Origin of the sequence: Citrobacter freundii complex sp. CFNIH9 (genome assembly GCF_002903305.1) — a bacterium.
GTDB lineage: Bacteria > Pseudomonadota > Gammaproteobacteria > Enterobacterales > Enterobacteriaceae > Citrobacter > Citrobacter portucalensis.
The window spans coordinates 2,614,480-2,632,926 of the sequence record NZ_CP026238.1 but is presented as its reverse complement, the minus strand read 5'-3'; the positions used below and the strand labels follow the sequence as shown (position 1 = coordinate 2,632,926).

Annotated in this window: 22 protein-coding genes; 12 read left to right on the top strand and 10 right to left on the bottom strand. The window is 49.7% G+C overall.

What is annotated here, in order from left to right; genetic code table 11:
- The first annotated feature begins 62 nt into the window (after window positions 1–62).
- Window positions 63–1,607: a transcriptional regulator TyrR gene (gene tyrR, locus C2U43_RS13325; RefSeq protein ID WP_008784910.1), complete on the top strand. Its 1,545-nt coding sequence runs from the start codon at window positions 63–65 to the stop codon at window positions 1,605–1,607.
- Window positions 1,608–1,660: 53 nt separating this feature from the next.
- On the opposite strand, the gene tpx is transcribed toward tyrR, so the two are convergent.
- Window positions 1,661–2,167 carry a thiol peroxidase gene (gene tpx / locus C2U43_RS13320; RefSeq protein ID WP_003020437.1) on the bottom strand — a complete coding sequence of 169 codons (507 nt, stop codon included), beginning with the start codon at window positions 2,165–2,167 and terminating at the stop codon, window positions 1,661–1,663.
- Between the two features lie 115 nt (window positions 2,168–2,282).
- On the opposite strand from tpx, the gene ycjG reads away from it, so the two are divergent.
- Window positions 2,283–3,248 (top strand): L-Ala-D/L-Glu epimerase, encoded by a 966-nt coding sequence (gene ycjG, locus C2U43_RS13315; protein ID WP_103285288.1) that lies wholly within the window; start codon window positions 2,283–2,285, stop codon window positions 3,246–3,248.
- On the opposite strand, the gene mpaA is transcribed toward ycjG, so the two are convergent.
- Window positions 3,223–3,951, bottom strand: coding sequence for a murein tripeptide amidase MpaA (mpaA, locus tag C2U43_RS13310; RefSeq protein WP_060682138.1), 729 nt, complete (start codon window positions 3,949–3,951; stop codon window positions 3,223–3,225). The two genes, ycjG and mpaA, sit on opposite strands and share 26 nt — an antisense overlap.
- Window positions 3,952–4,135: 184 nt before the next feature.
- On the opposite strand from mpaA, the gene mppA reads away from it, so the two are divergent.
- Both mppA and C2U43_RS13300 read left to right on the top strand, forming a co-directional pair.
- The gene (mppA, locus tag C2U43_RS13305; RefSeq protein ID WP_008784907.1) at window positions 4,136–5,749 is read left to right on the top strand and encodes a murein tripeptide ABC transporter substrate-binding protein MppA; all 1,614 of its coding nucleotides are present in this window, start codon (window positions 4,136–4,138) and stop codon (window positions 5,747–5,749) included.
- A 194-nt stretch (window positions 5,750–5,943) separates the two neighbouring features.
- Window positions 5,944–6,519, top strand: coding sequence for a hypothetical protein (locus C2U43_RS13300; protein WP_103285287.1), 576 nt, complete (start codon window positions 5,944–5,946; stop codon window positions 6,517–6,519).
- Between the two features lie 537 nt (window positions 6,520–7,056).
- Here C2U43_RS13300 and C2U43_RS29380 read toward each other — a convergent pair.
- Together C2U43_RS29380 and C2U43_RS13295 are read right to left on the bottom strand one after the other, a co-directional pair.
- Window positions 7,057–7,221 carry a hypothetical protein gene (locus C2U43_RS29380; protein WP_158654536.1) on the bottom strand — a complete coding sequence of 55 codons (165 nt, stop codon included), beginning with the start codon at window positions 7,219–7,221 and terminating at the stop codon, window positions 7,057–7,059.
- 80 nt (window positions 7,222–7,301) lie between these two features.
- A complete protein-coding gene (locus tag C2U43_RS13295) occupies window positions 7,302–7,865 on the bottom strand; it encodes a MarR family winged helix-turn-helix transcriptional regulator (protein ID WP_103285286.1) in 564 nt (187 codons plus the stop codon).
- A 114-nt stretch (window positions 7,866–7,979) separates the two neighbouring features.
- On the opposite strand from C2U43_RS13295, the gene C2U43_RS13290 reads away from it, so the two are divergent.
- Window positions 7,980–8,210 carry a glutaredoxin family protein gene (locus tag C2U43_RS13290; RefSeq protein ID WP_008784905.1) on the top strand — a complete coding sequence of 77 codons (231 nt, stop codon included), beginning with the start codon at window positions 7,980–7,982 and terminating at the stop codon, window positions 8,208–8,210.
- A gap of 66 nt (window positions 8,211–8,276) precedes the next feature.
- Window positions 8,277–8,561 (top strand): Rho-binding antiterminator, encoded by a 285-nt coding sequence (locus C2U43_RS13285; protein ID WP_060682141.1) that lies wholly within the window; start codon window positions 8,277–8,279, stop codon window positions 8,559–8,561.
- Here C2U43_RS13285 and C2U43_RS13280 read toward each other — a convergent pair.
- Window positions 8,558–9,328, bottom strand: a complete 771-nt coding sequence (locus tag C2U43_RS13280; protein ID WP_008784903.1) for a DeoR/GlpR family DNA-binding transcription regulator — start codon at window positions 9,326–9,328, stop codon at window positions 8,558–8,560. The two genes, C2U43_RS13285 and C2U43_RS13280, sit on opposite strands and share 4 nt — an antisense overlap.
- A gap of 120 nt (window positions 9,329–9,448) precedes the next feature.
- Between C2U43_RS13280 and C2U43_RS13275 the strand changes: the two genes are divergently transcribed.
- From C2U43_RS13275 to C2U43_RS13260, 4 genes are all read left to right on the top strand, one after another.
- Complete coding sequence (locus tag C2U43_RS13275) at window positions 9,449–9,832, top strand: VOC family protein (RefSeq protein ID WP_008784902.1); 384 nt, start codon at window positions 9,449–9,451, stop codon at window positions 9,830–9,832.
- A 172-nt stretch (window positions 9,833–10,004) separates the two neighbouring features.
- Window positions 10,005–10,634, top strand: coding sequence for a carboxymuconolactone decarboxylase family protein (locus C2U43_RS13270; protein WP_020996377.1), 630 nt, complete (start codon window positions 10,005–10,007; stop codon window positions 10,632–10,634).
- Between the two features lie 32 nt (window positions 10,635–10,666).
- Window positions 10,667–11,074 (top strand): cupin domain-containing protein, encoded by a 408-nt coding sequence (locus tag C2U43_RS13265; RefSeq protein WP_020996378.1) that lies wholly within the window; start codon window positions 10,667–10,669, stop codon window positions 11,072–11,074.
- 43 nt (window positions 11,075–11,117) lie between these two features.
- Complete coding sequence (locus tag C2U43_RS13260) at window positions 11,118–12,170, top strand: NAD(P)-dependent alcohol dehydrogenase (RefSeq protein ID WP_032943579.1); 1,053 nt, start codon at window positions 11,118–11,120, stop codon at window positions 12,168–12,170.
- A 38-nt stretch (window positions 12,171–12,208) separates the two neighbouring features.
- Here the strand turns inward: C2U43_RS13260 and C2U43_RS13255 are convergent, their stop codons facing one another.
- Window positions 12,209–13,240: a mechanosensitive ion channel family protein gene (locus tag C2U43_RS13255; RefSeq protein WP_103285285.1), complete on the bottom strand. Its 1,032-nt coding sequence runs from the start codon at window positions 13,238–13,240 to the stop codon at window positions 12,209–12,211.
- Window positions 13,241–13,485: 245 nt separating this feature from the next.
- Here C2U43_RS13255 and C2U43_RS13250 point away from each other — a divergent pair, with 245 nt between their 5' ends.
- On the top strand, window positions 13,486–13,746 hold the full coding sequence (locus C2U43_RS13250; protein WP_003020403.1) for a DUF2534 family protein: 261 nt from the start codon (window positions 13,486–13,488) through the stop codon (window positions 13,744–13,746).
- A 48-nt stretch (window positions 13,747–13,794) separates the two neighbouring features.
- Here the strand turns inward: C2U43_RS13250 and uspE are convergent, their stop codons facing one another.
- The 3 genes from uspE to ogt all read right to left on the bottom strand — a co-directional run bounded on the left by uspE (window position 13,795) and on the right by ogt (window position 16,359).
- Complete coding sequence (uspE, locus tag C2U43_RS13245) at window positions 13,795–14,745, bottom strand: universal stress protein UspE (RefSeq protein WP_003833229.1); 951 nt, start codon at window positions 14,743–14,745, stop codon at window positions 13,795–13,797.
- 151 nt (window positions 14,746–14,896) lie between these two features.
- Window positions 14,897–15,649 carry a fumarate/nitrate reduction transcriptional regulator Fnr gene (fnr, locus tag C2U43_RS13240; protein ID WP_003020397.1) on the bottom strand — a complete coding sequence of 251 codons (753 nt, stop codon included), beginning with the start codon at window positions 15,647–15,649 and terminating at the stop codon, window positions 14,897–14,899.
- Between the two features lie 194 nt (window positions 15,650–15,843).
- Window positions 15,844–16,359, bottom strand: a complete 516-nt coding sequence (gene ogt, locus C2U43_RS13235) for a methylated-DNA--[protein]-cysteine S-methyltransferase (RefSeq protein ID WP_057067381.1) — start codon at window positions 16,357–16,359, stop codon at window positions 15,844–15,846.
- Between the two features lie 225 nt (window positions 16,360–16,584).
- Between ogt and smrA the strand changes: the two genes are divergently transcribed.
- The gene (gene smrA / locus C2U43_RS13230) at window positions 16,585–17,148 is read left to right on the top strand and encodes a DNA endonuclease SmrA (protein ID WP_008784894.1); all 564 of its coding nucleotides are present in this window, start codon (window positions 16,585–16,587) and stop codon (window positions 17,146–17,148) included.
- 12 nt (window positions 17,149–17,160) lie between these two features.
- On the opposite strand, the gene C2U43_RS13225 is transcribed toward smrA, so the two are convergent.
- On the bottom strand, window positions 17,161–18,393 hold the full coding sequence (locus C2U43_RS13225; RefSeq protein ID WP_008784893.1) for a GGDEF domain-containing protein: 1,233 nt from the start codon (window positions 18,391–18,393) through the stop codon (window positions 17,161–17,163).
- Window positions 18,394–18,447: the final 54 nt, after the last annotated feature.

Below are 18,447 nucleotides of genomic sequence, written 5' to 3'. Positions count from 1 at the left end.
CCTGCGAACCAAATACTGTCTTATCATTTACTACATAATCCCTTGTCCTGATGAAGGTTCCTATGCGTTTGGAAGTCTTTTGTGAAGACCGTCTTGGTCTGACCCGCGAATTGCTCGATTTACTGGTGCTGAGAAGCATTGATTTACGCGGTATCGAGATTGACCCCATCGGGCGGATTTACCTTAATTTTGCGGAGCTGGAGTTCACCAACTTCAGCAGCCTGATGGCTGAAATTCGCCGTATTTCAGGTGTTACGGATGTGCGCACCGTGCCCTGGATGCCTTCTGAACGTGAACATCTGGCGCTAAGTGCGCTGCTTGAAGCGTTGCCAGAGCCGGTCCTTTCTCTTGATATGAAAAGCAAAGTTGAGATGGCGAACCCTGCGAGCTGTCAACTTTTTGCGCACACCCAGGAGCGGATGCGCAACCATACCGCAGCCCAGTTAATCAATGGGTTTAACTTCCAGCGCTGGCTGGAAAGCAATCCGCAGGATTCCCATAGCGAACATGTCGTGATTAACGGGCAGAATTTCCTGATGGAAATTACGCCTGTCCATTTGCAGGGCGAAAATCAGGAGCAGATGCTGACCGGCGCGGTGGTGATGTTGCGCTCCACCATTCGAATGGGACGTCAGCTGCAAAATATGACTACGCAGGATCTCAGCGCGTTTAGCCAGATTATTGCCGTCAGCGCCAAAATGAAACACGTGGTGGAACAGGCGCGCAAGCTGGCGACGCTGAGCGCGCCGCTGCTGATTACTGGTAATACCGGCACCGGCAAAGATCTCTTTGCTCACGCCTGCCATCTGGCAAGCCCACGTGCGTCGAAACCGTATCTGGCGCTGAACTGCGCGTCAATCCCTGAAGATGCGGTTGAAAGCGAGCTGTTTGGCCATGCGCCGGAAGGTAAAAAAGGGTTCTTTGAGCAGGCGAATGGCGGTTCGGTTCTGTTAGATGAAATTGGCGAAATGTCGCCGCGTATGCAGACCAAATTGCTGCGTTTTCTCAATGACGGTACGTTCCGTCGCGTGGGAGAAGATCACGAAGTTCATGTTGATGTCCGTGTGATTTGCGCGACGCAAAAGAACCTTGTGGAGCTGGTGCAGAAAGGACTTTTCCGTGAAGACCTCTATTATCGTCTGAATGTACTGACGTTAAACCTGCCGCCGCTGCGCGATTGCCCACAAGATATTATGCCGCTCACCGAACTGTTCGTAGCGCGTTTTGCCGATGAGCAGGGCGTGCCGCGTCCGAAGCTGTCCGCCGATCTCAGCACGGTGTTAACCCGTTACGGTTGGCCGGGCAACGTGCGTCAGCTTAAAAACGCTATCTACCGGGCGTTGACCCAGCTTGAAGGCTATGAGCTGCGGCCGCAGGATATTTTACTGCCGGATTATGATGCGGCAACGGTTGCGGTCGGAGAAGAGGTGATGGAAGGGTCGCTGGATGAAATTACCAGCCGCTTTGAACGCTCCGTGCTGACGCAGCTGTATATGAATTATCCCAGCACGCGCAAGCTGGCCAAGCGCCTCGGCGTTTCGCATACCGCGATTGCTAATAAATTGCGCGAGTACGGCCTGAGCCAACAGAAAAAAAGCGAAGAGTAATGCCGTAAATGAAAATGCCTCCATCCGGAGGCATTTTTGTATGCAAACGCAGCTTACGCTTTCAGTACGTCCAGCGCCGCGGTGTAGTCTGGTTCGTTGGTGATTTCATTGACCAGTTGGCTGAAGACGACGTTGTCATTTTCATCGATAACAACTACGGCACGTGCGGCCAGACCTTTCAACGGGCCTTCAGCGATTTCAACACCGTAGTTTTTCAGGAATTCTGCGTTGCGCAGGGTGGACAGCGTGATAACGTTGCTCAGACCTTCCGCGCCGCAAAAACGAGAGTGGGCGAATGGCAGGTCGGCCGAAATACACAGTACGACGGTATTGTCGATTTCTGTCGCTAGTTGGTTAAACTTACGTACCGATGCCGCGCAAACGCCAGTATCGATGCTAGGGAAAATATTCAGCACTTTGCGCTTGCCTGCAAACTGGCCCAGCGTAACGTCAGACAGGTCTTTAGCCACAAGGGTAAAAGCCTGAGCTTTGCTTCCAGCCTGAGGAATGGAGCCGGCAACTGCAACCGGGTTGCCCTGGAAATGAACGGTTTGTGACATGGTTATCTTCCTGTTTACATATAGTTAACGTCGAGGCTAGTTTATGCCATCAACAGTTAACACGGCAAACGCTATTTGCGGATATCCGCTTCAGGGACTGCATTAAGGAAAACAAATGAGAACAGTTAAGGTATATGAGGAAGCCTGGCCGCTGCACACTCCCTTTGTCATCGCCCGTGGGAGCAGGACCGAAGCGCATGTGGTTGTCGTCGAATTGACAGAAAATGGCGTCACAGGTATTGGCGAGTGCACACCGTACCCGCGCTACGGTGAAAGCGATGCCTCTGTTCTGGCGCAAATTATGAGCATTGCGCCACAGCTGGAAAACGGACTTAGGCGTGATGAGCTGCAAAAGCTGCTGCCAGCAGGGGCTGCGCGAAATGCCGTAGACTGCGCGTTGTGGGATCTAAGTGCGCGTCAACAGCAGAAGTCGCTGGCGGAATTGGTGGGAAGTGAACTGGCGGAAGTGGTGACGACGGCGCAAACAGTGGTGATTGGCTCGCCGGAACAAATGGCCGCGAGCGCGGCTGCGCTGTGGGGAAATGGCGCAAAACTGCTGAAAGTTAAACTGGATGCTCGCTTGATTAGTGAGCGGATGGTTGCCATTCGTGCGGCTGTTCCTGACGCTACGATTATTGTCGACGCCAATGAATCCTGGCGGGCAGAAGGCCTTGCGGCACGCTGTCAGCTGTTGGCTGATTTAGGGGTGGCAATGCTGGAGCAGCCGCTGCCGGCTCAGGATGATGCTGCTCTGGAGAATTTTGTGCATCCGCTGCCCATCTGCGCAGATGAAAGTTGCCACACTCGCAGCAGCCTGAAAGCGCTGCACGGACGCTATGAAATGGTCAATATCAAACTGGACAAAACAGGCGGTCTGACGGAAGCACTGGCGCTGGCAACGGAAGCCCGCGAGCAGGGATTTGCGCTGATGCTGGGCTGCATGCTGTGTACCTCCCGGGCTATCGGTGCGGCGTTACCGCTTACGCCGCAGGTTAACTTTGCCGATCTTGATGGCCCTACCTGGCTGGCCAGCGATGCGGAGCCAGCCCTGCATTTTACGACCGGGCAGCTCCATCTCTAGGGTGCCAGCGCAGCAGATTGGACATGGCCAGCAGGTATTTTTCGCTCGCTTCATCCGATGAAATGGGCGGAAATTCGGCGGTTATGCAGTGTAAATTCAGGTCTGCGCACCAGCTCCCAAAAGAGCCGGGCGTTTCATAACCTACGCTGGTGACCAGAGGCAATTCAAACGACTGTGCCAGCCACGAACCCAGCTCGCTGCTTCTGGGATCTTCAATACAGGCCAGTGGATCGTGAAAAGAGACTACCCAGGCGGGATGAATTCGGTGAATAAGCTGACACAACGCCTGGGTTTCTGGTTCTGAACCCGGACTTTCGCCGGTCAACAACACCACATCACGCTCTTCTGCGCTACTGTTCCAGCGGTACACCGTTTCGCCCGCTTTCCAGTTTGCGGCGGGAAAGTTACGGTTCAGATCGACGCCGTTCGCATTTGCGCGCAGTCCAAGCTGGCAACCATCAGGGTTTACGGCCAGCACTACATGGTGGCGACGCAGAGAAGGGTTAAGCGTACGCAATGCGCAGGAAAGGGTAACGACCGAGGAGTTTTCGTCGCCGTGCGTTCCCGCCAGTATCAGACCGCTTTCACGATCGGCTGCCAGTGCAGGAAACCAGATTAGCGGTGCGCCTAACAATGAACGTCCGTAATGTTCGGTTCCAGGTGGGAATGCGCCGCGCTCGGCACGGGGACGGGTAACGGTCATAGTCATCTCTGAATGCTTGGATTGTTACTCGCAGTGTTGTGCAAAATGTATGGATAATCAAATCGTTTTCACACACTTATCTTTTCAGGTGTAATATCACTTTCTTGTCGGAAGTTAATTGCATTTCCTGCTGGCGATACAAATAATTACACATTCACTTAGTAGCCGGAATTGAGGGTATCTTATGCAGCATTCTGTTTCAGTAACCTGTTGTGCGTTGTTGGTTAGCAGCATTTCTTTATCCTGGGCTGCTGATGTTCCCAGCGGAACGGTACTGGCAGAGAAACAAGAACTGGTACGTCATATAAAAGACGAACCGGCGTCGCTTGATCCGGCAAAAGCCGTAGGGCTGCCTGAAATACAGGTTATTCGTGATCTATTTGAAGGGCTGGTCAACCAGAATGAGAAGGGTGAGATCGTGCCTGGCGTCGCTACCCAGTGGAAGAGTAACGATAACCGCATCTGGACGTTTACGCTGCGTGACAATGCGCAATGGGCGGATGGTACGCCGGTAACGGCGCAGGATTTTGTCTATAGCTGGCAGCGTCTGGTTGATCCAAAAACGCTGTCGCCGTTTGCCTGGTTTGCGGCGCTGGCGGGAATTAATAATGCTCAGGCTATTATCGATGGCAAAGCCACGCCTGATAAACTTGGCGTTAGTGCTGTCGATGCACGGACATTGAAAGTTCAACTGGATAAACCGCTGCCCTGGTTTGCCAACCTGACAGCGAGTTTTGCATTCTATCCGGTACAAAAAGCTAACGTTGAGAGCGGCAAAGAGTGGACCAAACCAGGCAATCTTATTGGTAACGGCGCCTATGTGCTCAAAGATCGCGTCGTGAACGAAAAACTGGAAGTGGTACCAAACACACATTATTGGGACAACGCCAAAACGGTGCTGCAAAAAGTCACCTTCCTGCCGATCAACCAGGAATCAGCTGCCACCAAGCGCTATCTTGCTGGTGATATTGATATCACGGAATCCTTCCCGAAAAATATGTATCAGAAACTGTTGAAGGATATCCCGGGTCAGGTTTACACCCCGCCGCAGCTTGGTACTTATTATTATGCTTTCAATACCCAGAAGGGACCGACCGCCGATTCACGCGTGCGGCTGGCACTCAGCATGACTATCGATCGTCGTCTGATGGCGGAGAAGGTATTGGGTACAGGTGAGAAACCGGCATGGCATTTTACGCCGGATGTAACGGCAGGATTTGTGCCGGAACCTTCACCGTTTGAGCAAATGAGTCAGGAAGAATTAAATGCGCAGGCAAAAACGCTGCTGCGTGCGGCGGGCTATGGCCCACAGAAACCGCTTAAACTGACGCTGCTGTACAACACCTCAGAAAATCATCAGAAGATTGCTATCGCAGTGGCTTCTATGTGGAAGAAGAACCTCGGTGTTGACGTCAAACTGCAGAACCAGGAATGGAAAACGTATATCGACAGCCGTAATACCGGTAATTTTGATGTGATCCGCGCCTCATGGGTGGGTGACTACAATGAGCCTTCTACGTTCTTGTCGCTATTAACATCGACCCATACGGGCAATATCTCCCGCTTTAATGATCCGGCTTACGACAAAGTGTTGACCCAGGCAACTCTGGAGAATACAGAGAAAGCGCGCAATGCCGATTATAACGCCGCGGAGAAAATTCTGATGGAACAGGCACCTATTGCACCGATTTATCAGTATACCAACGGGCGTTTAATTAAACCGTGGCTGAAAGGGTATCCGATTACTAACCCTGAAGATGTGGCCTATAGCCGCACAATGTATATCGTTAAGCACTAGTTGAATACACTCTCCTGATAACCTTCGTTAACCTCATCTAAAACCAGAGCTGGCGCGGATTTCAGCGCCAGCACCTCTCGTATAATCGTAGTGGATGATGGCTTCTTTGAAACAGAGCGACGGGAAGAGGGTCATTGGATGCCACTACCAGCAGTACCGCAGCTGGACTGGGATAATCAGGTGAAGATTACTCTATGGGCGTATTCGCAAGGAAGATGAGAAAAATATTAATGATAATAAGGTTGCCAACAAAGATAGAGCTGATTTCATTCTGCTGTGCAGTCATTTGGGTTATTTGGTGTGCATGGGCAGACAAAATCACTCACGACACGTACCTTTTTGATGAGGGGCTTTATAAGTCAGTAATTGTTGGGACTTCCTTCCTAATAGGAATGTTCACTGCTTGGCGTGTGTACCTAAAGAATAAGTTCGCTGCAGGTATGGTTAAGAGGTTTTTTGGCGTTTGCCTCACCGTTATGATGTACCTGACTTTTATCTTTTGGAACGTTCCAGAGTTAATAATGATCTCATCAGCTAATAAGCATGAGAGTGACAATTACCGATTCAAGATGAGATATCCAACACAATCTGGAGGAAAAACCAGGTCATGTAAGGCTCATGTTATCTACTATGACACATATCTGAAGCGTGAAATCGCACTCTGTCACTGGGATGATGCTCCATCTTTTTTCTATACGGATTATATTCGCGTAGATAAGCTGATTTCAGGTATGGGCGCACAGATTATTTATCACGAAGCAGTTCATTGAGAAAATCCTATTCAAAGTTTAGCGGTCGCCATATGTCGGCCTTTTCTACTTCAGACTCACGGGAATCAACCACTACGTGCTTTGTTGATAAATCCAGCCGGTGAAGCCTGATCCTCTACACACAGAATAACTATGTCTGAGCCAATCATAATTGCCAGTGGGGTGACCTCCGCTACGGTAGGGATCACTTTCGCCACTATGTTCTTGGATTTAAGGGATTGATCCTTAATCTGATTGCAATGTAACTCAGACTCGAAGTCTGTATCTCGCAGGACCAGTATGTCGTAGCTATCAGCGTAAGCCCCCCATTTAAAACGGGCTAAATGTTTAGACTCACCATTAGGGTCGGTTAAATATAGGACACCATCCACCATCCACCATTCCTGCGTCGTACTTGTATAGCGTTTTTAACGCCAGCACGGGTGATCATCAGAGGCATATCCTGACCACGTTCATCATACCTCGCACAGCCAGTATTGATTCACCACTCCCGTTGGCGTTAGTACAATTCCAGGCATTCAGTACAGAATTGAAGCCTTATGCGATGATGTTATGTTGTTCTTTAGCCGCTTGAGTTTGAGCACTGCGGGCCAGCGCTTTCTCTTCATCGTAGTGAGAGCCATAGCCAGCAAGGACAGTCGTCGCGGCAAACAACAACATTAATTGACGATATTGGTTGTCTGTATTCGTAATTTTATCCATTTAGAACAATGAAATACCATGTTCATTTATAATCAAACACTAACAGAGATAATGGCTGGTGTGATTTTGCACCAACCATTTTATGTTTCCTGCGGCTGATGCTCCCGGCAAATCAGCAATGAATCTTCTTCACTCAATCTCTCTTTCGTCAGATTACAAAATCCCTGACCATCAATTTTTTGGTGGAACCGACAGCTATGGCAAAGACCAAAGCCAGGCACATTGTTGGTCCTCTGGATCCCGCGTAACAGTTCTAACAGCAGCTCTCTGAGCACGATCGCCCGTTCACCCATTGCCGATTCACTCTCCACTAAAAACGTGGGGGGCAGCAGGGCTTCCAGTAAGTTATTGGCCGACTCACTTAAGTGTAGATGGACGCTACGTTTATCACGGTGATCCGGCTTACGAACAATCAACCCTTTGTTTTCCAAAAGCTTCAGCGATTGTGACACGGTACCTTTGGTGAGACCGAGGTAGTCTGTCACGCCAAGCGGCGTATTGGAATAACGGTTGCAACGGGCCAGATACATTAACGCGCTAAGTTGTACTGGCTGGAGATCCGCCAGTAAAGGATGCTGGCGAAACCACATCCTTGTCAGGCTGGAAAGCCGGTCAAGTACGTCGAAAAGTGACATGTCGGGCATAACAAATCCTCCTCGGCATATAGTATCGATTAAAAACTATATTGACAAAGGGTAAAAGCAGCGTAGCATGAATTATAGTATCGAATCGATACTATAATTTAAAGGAGATGTATCATGACTAAAGCTCGTTTCTATCATGCAGGTTGCCCGGTTTGTGTTTCCGCAGAACAGACACTTTTGCAGCATTTGTCTGCGGATGTTGAAATCGATGTGGTTCATCTGGGAGAGCAACCTGATCGGGTTGCTGAGGCTGAAGTGGCTGGCGTGAAATCTGTTCCGGCGCTGGTGATTGACGGCAATGTGCTGCATATTAATTTTGGCGCTCCCATTGAAGCGTTGAAATAGCTGGATAGTTCGGGAAGTTGCGTTGGCGATTTCCCGAATATACAAGACGTTGGGGAAGGTAGCATGATGAAAACGACCGAAGAGTATCACCCGATAGATTGCGATCTTCATGATTATCTGGAAATCGCCTGCATGTACCACTATTGGTTGCGCATTGAACTAACGGATGGCACATGTTTTGATGCTAAAGCGCTGACGACGTGTACCACCGTGGAAAAAGAAGAATTTCTGGTAGTGGATCAATCTGAAAACCAGCAAAAAATCCGTCTGGATTATCTGTCAGCGATCACCGCGCTGACGCCAGGAGCGACGTTTAGCACAGTAAATTTTCAGCGAGCCTACCGCGGTTAGACGGTATAAATTCGAATGTCGTGCGCCTGGAACGCTGTGGCGTACTCTTTGCTGATGTTGTCCTCTACAACAATCACATCGATATTGCTGCTTTCGGTAACGACATATCGGGCGACGGCTGGGATTTTTTCAGCCGTTAGCGCGACGATAGTTTCATTACATTGTTTAATCACCGCTTTTTTGAATTCACAATCCGCATAATCAAATCCCGTTAAGCCGGATTCAGGCGACATCGCGCAGCCGCCAATAAATCCCTGATCGAATAAAATGTCCTGCACTTGTGCGATGGCGGAAGCTCCCACGCACCCACCTGAAGATCTCTGCACCACGCCACCCAGCATAATGACTTCAAACAGCGGTTTTTTTAGCAAAACGGCGGCAATCTCCGGTGAATTTGTCACCACGGTTAACGCCAGTTCGGCGGGCAGAGCTTCTGCCATCGCCAGATTGGTGCTACCCGTGTCGATAAAAATACAGCTTCCAGATTTGACCAGTCGGGCACATCTCTGCGCGATGTTGCTCTTTTTGGCTACATTAATACTCTTGCGCACGTCGATGTCTTCGGATTCAGGGAGTGTAATGACCGCGCCACCATAGACTTTTTTACACACGCCATCTTTGCTCAATTCATGCAAATCACGACGAATTGTGTGTTCAGAAACACCTAATCGGTTAGCAAGTTCAGAACAAATGACTCTGCCGTTTTCTTGCAGGATCTGAAAGATAAGCGCCTGGCGCTGTTCCGGGAATGCGGCGTAATCGAGCATAGATACTCCAGGTGAAATAAACATCGAGCAATAGAGTGCATGATCGTGCATTATGATTAACGATGTCAACATCCCTTACAGGGGCCGTACTATTCTGGATACAACGGGAAGAGGTTCGCTATGAAGATTGCGCATATGGCGTTATGGACACAGGATCTCGAGCAGCAAGCTCGCTTCTGGGTCTCGTTTTTTGACGGCAAGATCAACGAGAAATACCGCAGTAAAACCAATCCTGGGTTTGAATCTTATTTTGTCAAAATTGGCGAGGAAATTGCGATTGAGTTAATGACAAAACCGGGTCTTATCGGGCAGCAACCTGACAATAATCGTTGCGGATGGGTACACCTCGCCATTTCTGTTGGCGGCAATGAAAATGTTGATGCCATTGCAATGCAAGCGCAGGAACAGGGGATATTAGTCTCAGGTCCGCGCACTACTGGCGATGGTTATTACGAAGCGGTGATAAAAGATCCTGACGGCAATTTAATCGAGATTGTGGCGTAAGTCTTCAATCAATTACCTGCAAATAAAGAGTACCTGCTGCTCATTATTGATGAGCACAGCTCATAAGTTTGTCCTTCTTTTCCTCTCTAATCACCGACACGTCGAGTCTCTATAATTTTACTGTTTTCAGCCCCCGGTGGTGCAATGTTGCCACCGTTTTGGAGAGTCGAATATGCAATACCAACTGGATGCCAGACAACAGGCAATCATCCCCATTGCGGCATTCACTGCCACAGGACAGATGGAAAAGCTGGACGTCGCGCTCAACGCCGGACTGGATGCGGGACTCACGCTCAATGAAGTAAAAGAGATCCTGCTACAGCTCTACGCATACTGCGGTTTCCCTCGCAGCCTGAACGGTCTGTCCTGCTTTATGTCGGTGGTGAAAAGTCGAAGCGAGAAAGGGCTTTCAGACGACGAAGGTAGAACGGCCACGCCGCCACCTGCAGACTGGAACAGTGTTCAGGCTGGGAGCCTAACTCAGACGCAACTGGTTGGACAGCCTGTAAGCGGTCCGCTGTTTGACTTTGCACCCGCTATTGATGTCTGGCTTAAAGCACATCTGTTTGGCGATATTTTTCAGCGAGATGTACTTGACTGGCAGGACCGTGAATGGGTGACCGTTTCGGCGCTGGCCGTTCTGGGCGGCGTTAACAGCCAGTTGAAAAGCCATTTTGCGATATGCCTTAACATCGGGATCCTCCCTGAGCAACTCAGTGAGTTTATTACGATACTCGAACAGCACTGTGGAGCCGGGATTGGGGAAAATGCCCGTACGGTTCTTGATGAATGTCTGGTATGAACACCGCGGACATTATCCACACTGGAGTCACTATGAACGAACAATTTGATGGTAACAGCGTCTTTCCACGTGGAGAGAAAAATGAAGCGTATGCGAAGTATTTCACTGGCGACAGCTATCTGACCATGCTCTCCATGGAAGGCGTGGTAATTGGCAATGTCGCATTTGAACCGGGTTGTCGTAACTTCTGGCATGTTCATCATGAGGGTGGACAAATATTGCTGGTGACCGGTGGCAGAGGCTGGTATCAGGAGTGGAATAAACCGGCACGTGAGCTGAAAACCGGCGATGTCGTGCACATTCCGGCGGGAATGAAACACTGGCACGGCGCCGCGCGTGATAGTTGGTTTGCCCATATCGCCGTGGAAATCCCGGCCCCTGGCGCGTCGAACGAATGGCTGGAACCGGTTAGCGACGCTGAGTACAACCTGCTGCCCTGAACTATGCTGGTTCTGGTAACACCTAATCCCTGAGGAGATCTCAATGGTCATGAATGTGAAGGGTTATGCTGCTCTGGCGGTGAAAGAAGATTTAGTCCCCCATAATTTTGTTCGTCGCGATCCGCGTGAAGATGATGTGGTTATCGATATTTTATACAGCGGTGTATGCCACTCGGATATTCACAACGCCTACAACGATTGGGGCGGTGCTAAATATCCGATGGTACCAGGGCATGAGATCATTGGCCGCGTGGTGCATGTTGGTAAGTCGGTAACAAAATTCAAAGTGGGCGATCTCGCAGGGGTCGGCTGCATGGTTGATTCGTGTCAACACTGTAGCGCCTGCGAGCAGGGGCTAGAGCAGTATTGCGAAGAAGGTAACACGCTAACGTATAACGATATCGACCGTCATGACGGTCTGCCTACTTTCGGCGGCTATTCTGACAAAATTGTCGTTACCGAAAAGTTTGTGGTGAAGGTCCCTGAAGGGATCGATTTACGCGGTGCGGCGCCGCTGCTTTGCGCCGGGATCACAACATGGTCGCCTCTGCGCCACTGGCAGGTAGGCGAGGGCAGTAAAGTCGCGGTTGTCGGTCTGGGTGGACTCGGGCATATGGCAATCAAACTTGCAAATGCGCTGGGCGCGGAAGTTACGCTGTTTACGCGTTCACCGGGCAAAGAAGCTGATGCCAGACGTTTGGGTGCCAGTCACGTTGTGCTTTCCACTGACAGTGAACAGATGAAAGCGACAGCGAATCAGTTTGATCTGATTATCGATACTGTGCCCTACGTTCATGACCTGAACCCTTATATCCCAACCCTGGCGCTAAGCGGTACGCTGGTGCTGGTCGGTTATCTTGGTGCGTTGGATCCGTTTCTGAATACGGTTCCCCTGATCCTTGGGCGTAGGTCTGTGGCGGGTTCAGTTATCGGCGGCATTGCTGAAACGCAGGAGATGATGGATTTTTGCGGTCAGCATGGTATTACCGCCGATGTCGAAGTGATCGATATTCAGGATATTAATCGTGCCTGGCAGCGGATGTTGAAAAGCGATGTGAAATACCGCTTTGTAATTGATATTTCCTCATTGAAATAAGTACAAAAAAGACGCGGATTTCCGCGTCTTTTCTTTTGTTAGTGTGTCAATGGCGATGCTTCAGGATTATCCATATACAGCGTCTGGCTGGGGAATGCAAAGTCGGCGCCGTTTGCCTGGACTATCGTGATAATCTTTAAATAAACGTCTTGCTGTACCGCGAGCCATTCCTTCCAGACGGTGGTTTTCGTGAAGCAATACACCATGATATTCAACGATGAATCGGCAAATTCATTAAAATAGACCAACAGAGTTTGTTTCTGGTCTATTCCAGGATGGTTTTGCAGCATTTCTCTGACCGACTCGACAACGGCACCGACTTTATCGGCATCCTCATATCGTAACCCGATCACCGTTTTAATTCGCCGGTTGGTCATGCGCCCTGGGTTTTCTACGCTGATGGAGGAGAAAATCGAGTTTGGCACATACAACGGACGATGGTCGAAGGTGTTTATTTTAGTCATTCGCCAGCCAATTTCTGCTACCGTGCCTTCAATATTGCGGTCCGGGGAGCGGATCCAATCGCCTATGCTAAACGGTCTGTCGAAATAGAGCATAATGCCTGAGAAAAAGTTGCTCAGAATATCTTTCCCCGCCATACCCACTGCGATACCGCCAATACCGCCAAAGGTTAACAGGCCGGATAAGCTCATACCGAAGTGTTCGCCATACAGTAAAATGATGGCAACCACGATGGTAATCTTGATGATACGCGACAGGATCCTCGCGCTGGTGATATCTCTGCCTTTATTAATCTGCGTCTTTTCAAACTGATTAATCACCAGAAAAAGTTTGATGATCAGGATCAACGCAATCAACGAGGTGCAGATAAAGTCGACCACGCTGGGGGAGATAAATTTCAGGCTGTAACTTTCGATAACGTTATTAGCAATGCTGCCAAACGTCCCAATGATAATGGCATAGACAAAAAATTGTGCGGCATGAAATATGAATCCTTTGCAGCGACGCTCTCCACGATGATACCAGACGCTCATCAGGACCAGCGCGGCACAGCAGCTAAGAATTACCGTCAAATTAAACGCATTATTCATAAACAGTTCAGCGATCATGATTCTTCCTGGCAACTCCGTGTTAGCTAAATATCATCTGACATCCTAATCCCCAGATATTTTACTCAGTTAAGGCGGTCAGATCATTAATCAAAAGGAGAGATAAATAATGCAATCAGCGCTATTTTCAGCGAAATAACGCTGACGTCAACCCTGTATGCGGTTTATGTAGCAGACAGTCAGTTGATGTCATGGTATTGTTAGCGCAAAGTAACAAGGTTTTTCATTTGCAAAAGGACAGTACTATGATCATGGCTAAGCTGAAAACAGCGAAGGGACGGAAGTTTCTGTTGTGCCTGCTTGGGGTGTTTATTATCGCAGCGTCGGTCGTGACGCGAGCGACGATCGGTGGCGTTATTGAACAGTATGACATTCCGCTATCCGACTGGACCGCTTCAATGTACGCCATTCAATCTGCAATGATTTGTGTCTACAGCATGGTGTTTACGATTCTGTTGGCTATCCCGCTTGGTATCTATTTCCTCGGCGGTGAGGAGCAACACTAGGCGTTTAAAATGCCGGATGATATCGCCATCCGGCATTTCATTGTGTGGTTAATCGTCTTCTTCGTCGTCCAGTTCAACTGGCGTCTGATATTCATCCGGCTTGATGACCAGCAGGTCACAGCGTAGATGATCGATAACCTGTTCCGCGGTATTACCAAGAAACGCAGCAGAAATACCGGTACGTCCGACGGTCCCCAATACCACAATACCCGCCTGCAAGTGCTCGGCTAAATCAGGAATGACCTCTTCAGGTAAGCCTTTTTCAACGTGCGTCACTTTCTCATCAATACTGAATTTCTGGCGTAGCGCCTTCATGGCCAGCAGATGCTGTCCACGGATTGCGTCGTTATAAACGCTGGGATCAAATTCAGGCAGTTCAATCGCGATGTTGATTGGTGTGACAGGGTAGGCGCCAACCAGATGCACTTCGGTATGGTTAACCTGTTCTGCAAGCTGTAGCGTCTCTTTGACCAGTTTTTCATTGAGCGCGTTGTGATAAGCCTCTTCACTGGCGAGGTTTACGGCAACCAGTGCTTTACCCCCTTCAGGCCATGGCTGGTCTTTCACCATCCATACCGGACTTGGACATTTACGCAATAAATGCCAGTCGGTTGGCGTAAATATTACGGCTTCGAGGCGGTCGTGTTGGTGCGCCATCTTGAGGACCAGGTCATGCCTGGCGCTGATGACTTCCTGGATGATGGCTTCAAAGGGTCGGTTATGCCAGACCACTTTAATCTCCAGAGGGATCCCTGCTTCGATGTAGTATTTCGCTTGTTCACGTATCCATGCAGTTCGCTGGCTGATGACCCCCTGACGCATTGCCGTACGCTCATCAGGCGACAGCAGGGTAGTCATTTCATAGGAAAAGTCATAGATCGGCAAAAAGGCTTTAATTTTGCCACCAATCCGTTGATGCAAATAAACAGCTCGCCGTAATGCTGGTTGATCGTCCTGGTTAGGGTCGATGACGACCAGCATATTTTTATACATAGCCATACAGGGTCTCCTTACAACTGTCATCGCAGTTTGTAACTAAAAGAGTAACCCAATAATGTGGTTTGAAACAGGGAATAACCTCCTGCCAGATCAATAAATCGGGAAAATTTAGCGATTTGACAGAAGGATAACAGAGAGGCTTGCGGAAAGATTACGCAACGTTACGCGTGTGGCCGGCAAGAACTGCCAGCGCGTCGCTGTTCTCAATAGTGATATATTTGCCTTTCACCGCCAGCATGCCGCTTTTCTGGAAACGACCCAACAGGCGGCTGATGGTTTCAACCGTCAGACCGAGGTAGTTACCAATGTCGCCACGGGTCATGGTCAGGCGGAATTCACGAGGCGAGAACCCACGCTGGGCGAAGCGACGAGACAGATTGTAGATAAAGGCCGCCAGGCGCTCTTCAGCGTTTTTCTTCGACAGCAACAGGATCATATCCTGGTCGCCTTTGATTTCGCCACTCATCAGACGCATCATCTGCTGACGCAGGTTCGGCATCTTACCAGACAGGTCATCAAGGGTTTCGAAAGGAATTTCGCATACCATTGAGGTTTCCAACGCCTGAGCAAAGCTCGGGTGATGGCCGCTGCCAATGGCGTCAAAACCTACCAGGTCACCCGCCAGATGGAAACCGGTAATTTGCTCATCGCCTTGTTCGGTAATGGTATAGCTTTTTATCGTTCCGGAGCGGATAGCGTAGAGTGATTTAAGCTCATCACCTGCTTTAAAGAGCGTCTGCCCTTTTTGGATAGGCTTTTTGCGCTCGATGATGTTATCGAGCTGGTCAAGCTCATGCTCGTTAAGTGTGAACGGGATGCAAAGCTGGCTGATGCTGCAATCCTGGCAATGGATAGCACAACCGCCAGACTGAATGCGCCGTATAATTCGCTTTTCCGGGATCATAGGTCTGCTCAAGCCGTAATTGATATTTGTCAATTTTAACATCTTTTTGGTGAGCACGTAAGCCTGAGCTACTCCCAATAGAGAATAATTCAGGCATAACTGGAGCGAATGTTTGTATCTGCTTGATTAACCACACTTAATTTGGGGTCGCATTATGCGGAAGTGTGATGAATAAGGCATTAATTGCCTGGAATCTAGAGTAGCAAATAACCTTCGTGGCGCAATAACCACTCTTTTCGTTGTACACCGCCAGCATATCCGGTCATGGTGCCGTTACGTCCAATGACGCGATGACAGGGGACCACAATGCTTACTGGATTGGAGCCATTAGCTGCGCCGACGGCTCTTGCAGCGCCGGGGCGCCCCAACTGTTCGGCCAACTGACCATAATGCATGACCTGCCCGCAGGGGATAGTGCGTAATGCTTGCCAGACTTCACGCTGGAAAGGCGTCCCAGCGGTTGCCGTTTCCAGCGTGTCAATGATGCTGAGGTTTCCGGCAAAATACTCAGAGAGTTTGTCGCTCAATCCACCAGGATTTTTGGCGGCAATGCGCTGATAACCTTCTGTACGGTAATGAATATCAAGCAATTGTTCCATGCGATCGCTGTGCTGATCCCATTCCACTGCGCGCAGGCGAAATTGCTCATCACAAATAACCCACAGCGGGCCCAGCGGCGTGTCGATGGTGTCTTCCAGTAAGTTAAGCATCCGTTTCTCTCATTACAGCATTCAGGCGAGGCTACACATTATCACGCCAGTGACCGTCGCAGCTATACCCCTAAAAACGGATATCAACTTGTCGTGGGTAGATCGGTTCAGCGCGGAGGATCCGGTTAATTATTGGAAATATCCGTAAACCGTTACCGGTATAGTTGTCGGTATAATTGTGCGCGGTTATGATAATGCCCGTCGCAATACGCTGGAGGATGAAACATGAACCTTGATGATGCATCGCTGTTTCTTGACGCAATGGGGGATGTTCAACCGCTGAAACACCATGCCGATGTGCACTGGCAGCCCATGCGCAATCTTCGCACTCCGGCGCGTATCGATACGCTACAACTGGATAATTTTCTCTCGACGGGATTTCTCGATATTGTCCCGTTGAATGTGCCGCTCGAGTTTCGTCGCGAAGGTTTACAGAACGGCGTGACCGACAAGCTGCGAAACGGAAAATACCCGCAGCAGGCGAGCCTTAATCTTATTCGCCAACCTGTTGAAACATGTCGCCAGATGCTCTTTAGCTTTATTCTGCAGGCGCAGCAGGAAGGGTTGCGTAACGTGCTGGTGATACACGGCAAGGGACGTGACGATAACTCCCATGCCAATATTGTTCGCAGCTACGTGGCGCGCTGGTTGACGGAATTTGACGACGTGCAAGCATACTGCGCCGCACTGCCGCATCACGGCGGCAGCGGGGCATGTTATGTGGCATTGCGTAAAACCGCACAGGCAAAACAGGACAACTGGGAGCGTCACGCTAAACGTAGTCGCTGAACGACGTAAACATCAGGCGGCCAGCACTCTGTTCCTGCCTTCGTTCTTGGCTTTGTACAACGCGTCGTCAACGCGTTTGAATAACTCATCGATGCTTTCATTTGTTTCGTGCCGAGCTACGCCAATGCTGACGGTAAAGCGGGGAAGGCCCGGGAGAGTCACTTTGGCCACCGTCGCCCGTATCACTTCTGCGAGATTGAGGGCAATATCTAACGAGGTTCGCGGCAGCAGCAGCACAAATTCTTCACCTCCCCAGCGAAAAATCAGATCATCCTTTCTTGCACAGGATTCAAGTGTGCGTGCCAGAGCGCAAAGTACCTCATCACCTTTTAAATGACCAAAAAGATCGTTAATGCTTTTAAAGCGATCGGTGTCGATCAACAGCAGGCTGTAATCCTGTGTCAATGACATCGCGTGGGTCTGTTCCGGCTCGGTTACCTGATAAAAATGTCGGCGGTTAAGCAATCCCGTTAAGGCGTCACGCAGGGCCGCACGCTCAAGCTCCTGTTCCAGCCGTTTTTGCTCGGTAATATCATGAATAATGCACAGCATGAGCTTATTACCGTAGATTTCGATTGGCCCGGCGTAGGTTTGTACGTGACGGGATGTGCCGTCTGCCAGTTTATGCACAAAATGCAAAGGTTTATGGCCACCGGGAAGATGGGCGATTTCATGCATCACCGGGAGTATATGACGGCCCAGCGTATTGATTTCCCATGTATGTTTCTGACACATCGTATCATGGCTATAGCCATAAAAATTTAGCGCACTGAGATTTGCATCAACGATAAGCCCATCACGGGACGGATCGATAAGCAACATTGGGGCCGAGTTAGTCTGGAAAAAACGCGCGTAAAATCCCTGTTTTTTTCGCTGATAATTCGCTGAACGGCTCGCTTTCAGACCTTGTGAAGTCGGTGTTTCAATGCCTTCGAAAAGAATAACGTCACCTGATTCCGGCAGAGAGCGGATGGACAGGCGGCTGGCCATCGCGACGTCTTCACCTTCGCGGCAAACCGTAAGGATTTCTACAATGTCGTGATGATTTCTCAAATCGCTGAGATACATGGTTAAATCATTTTGGGCATGAGTTGAAAATATGCCCTTGCGGAGTAGAGAAAAGCAGGGGGCCTGCATCAGTTCCCGTGCAACGGTATTAGCGAACACCAGTTCTTCGGTATGCGGCGAAACAATCCACACCGGCAGGGTTAATAAATCCAGTGAATGCAGCTCGGTTGTGCTCATCGATAATCCCGTTATCTTTATCTGCTGTGTTGCCCGTTTAATGGCATCTGTTTT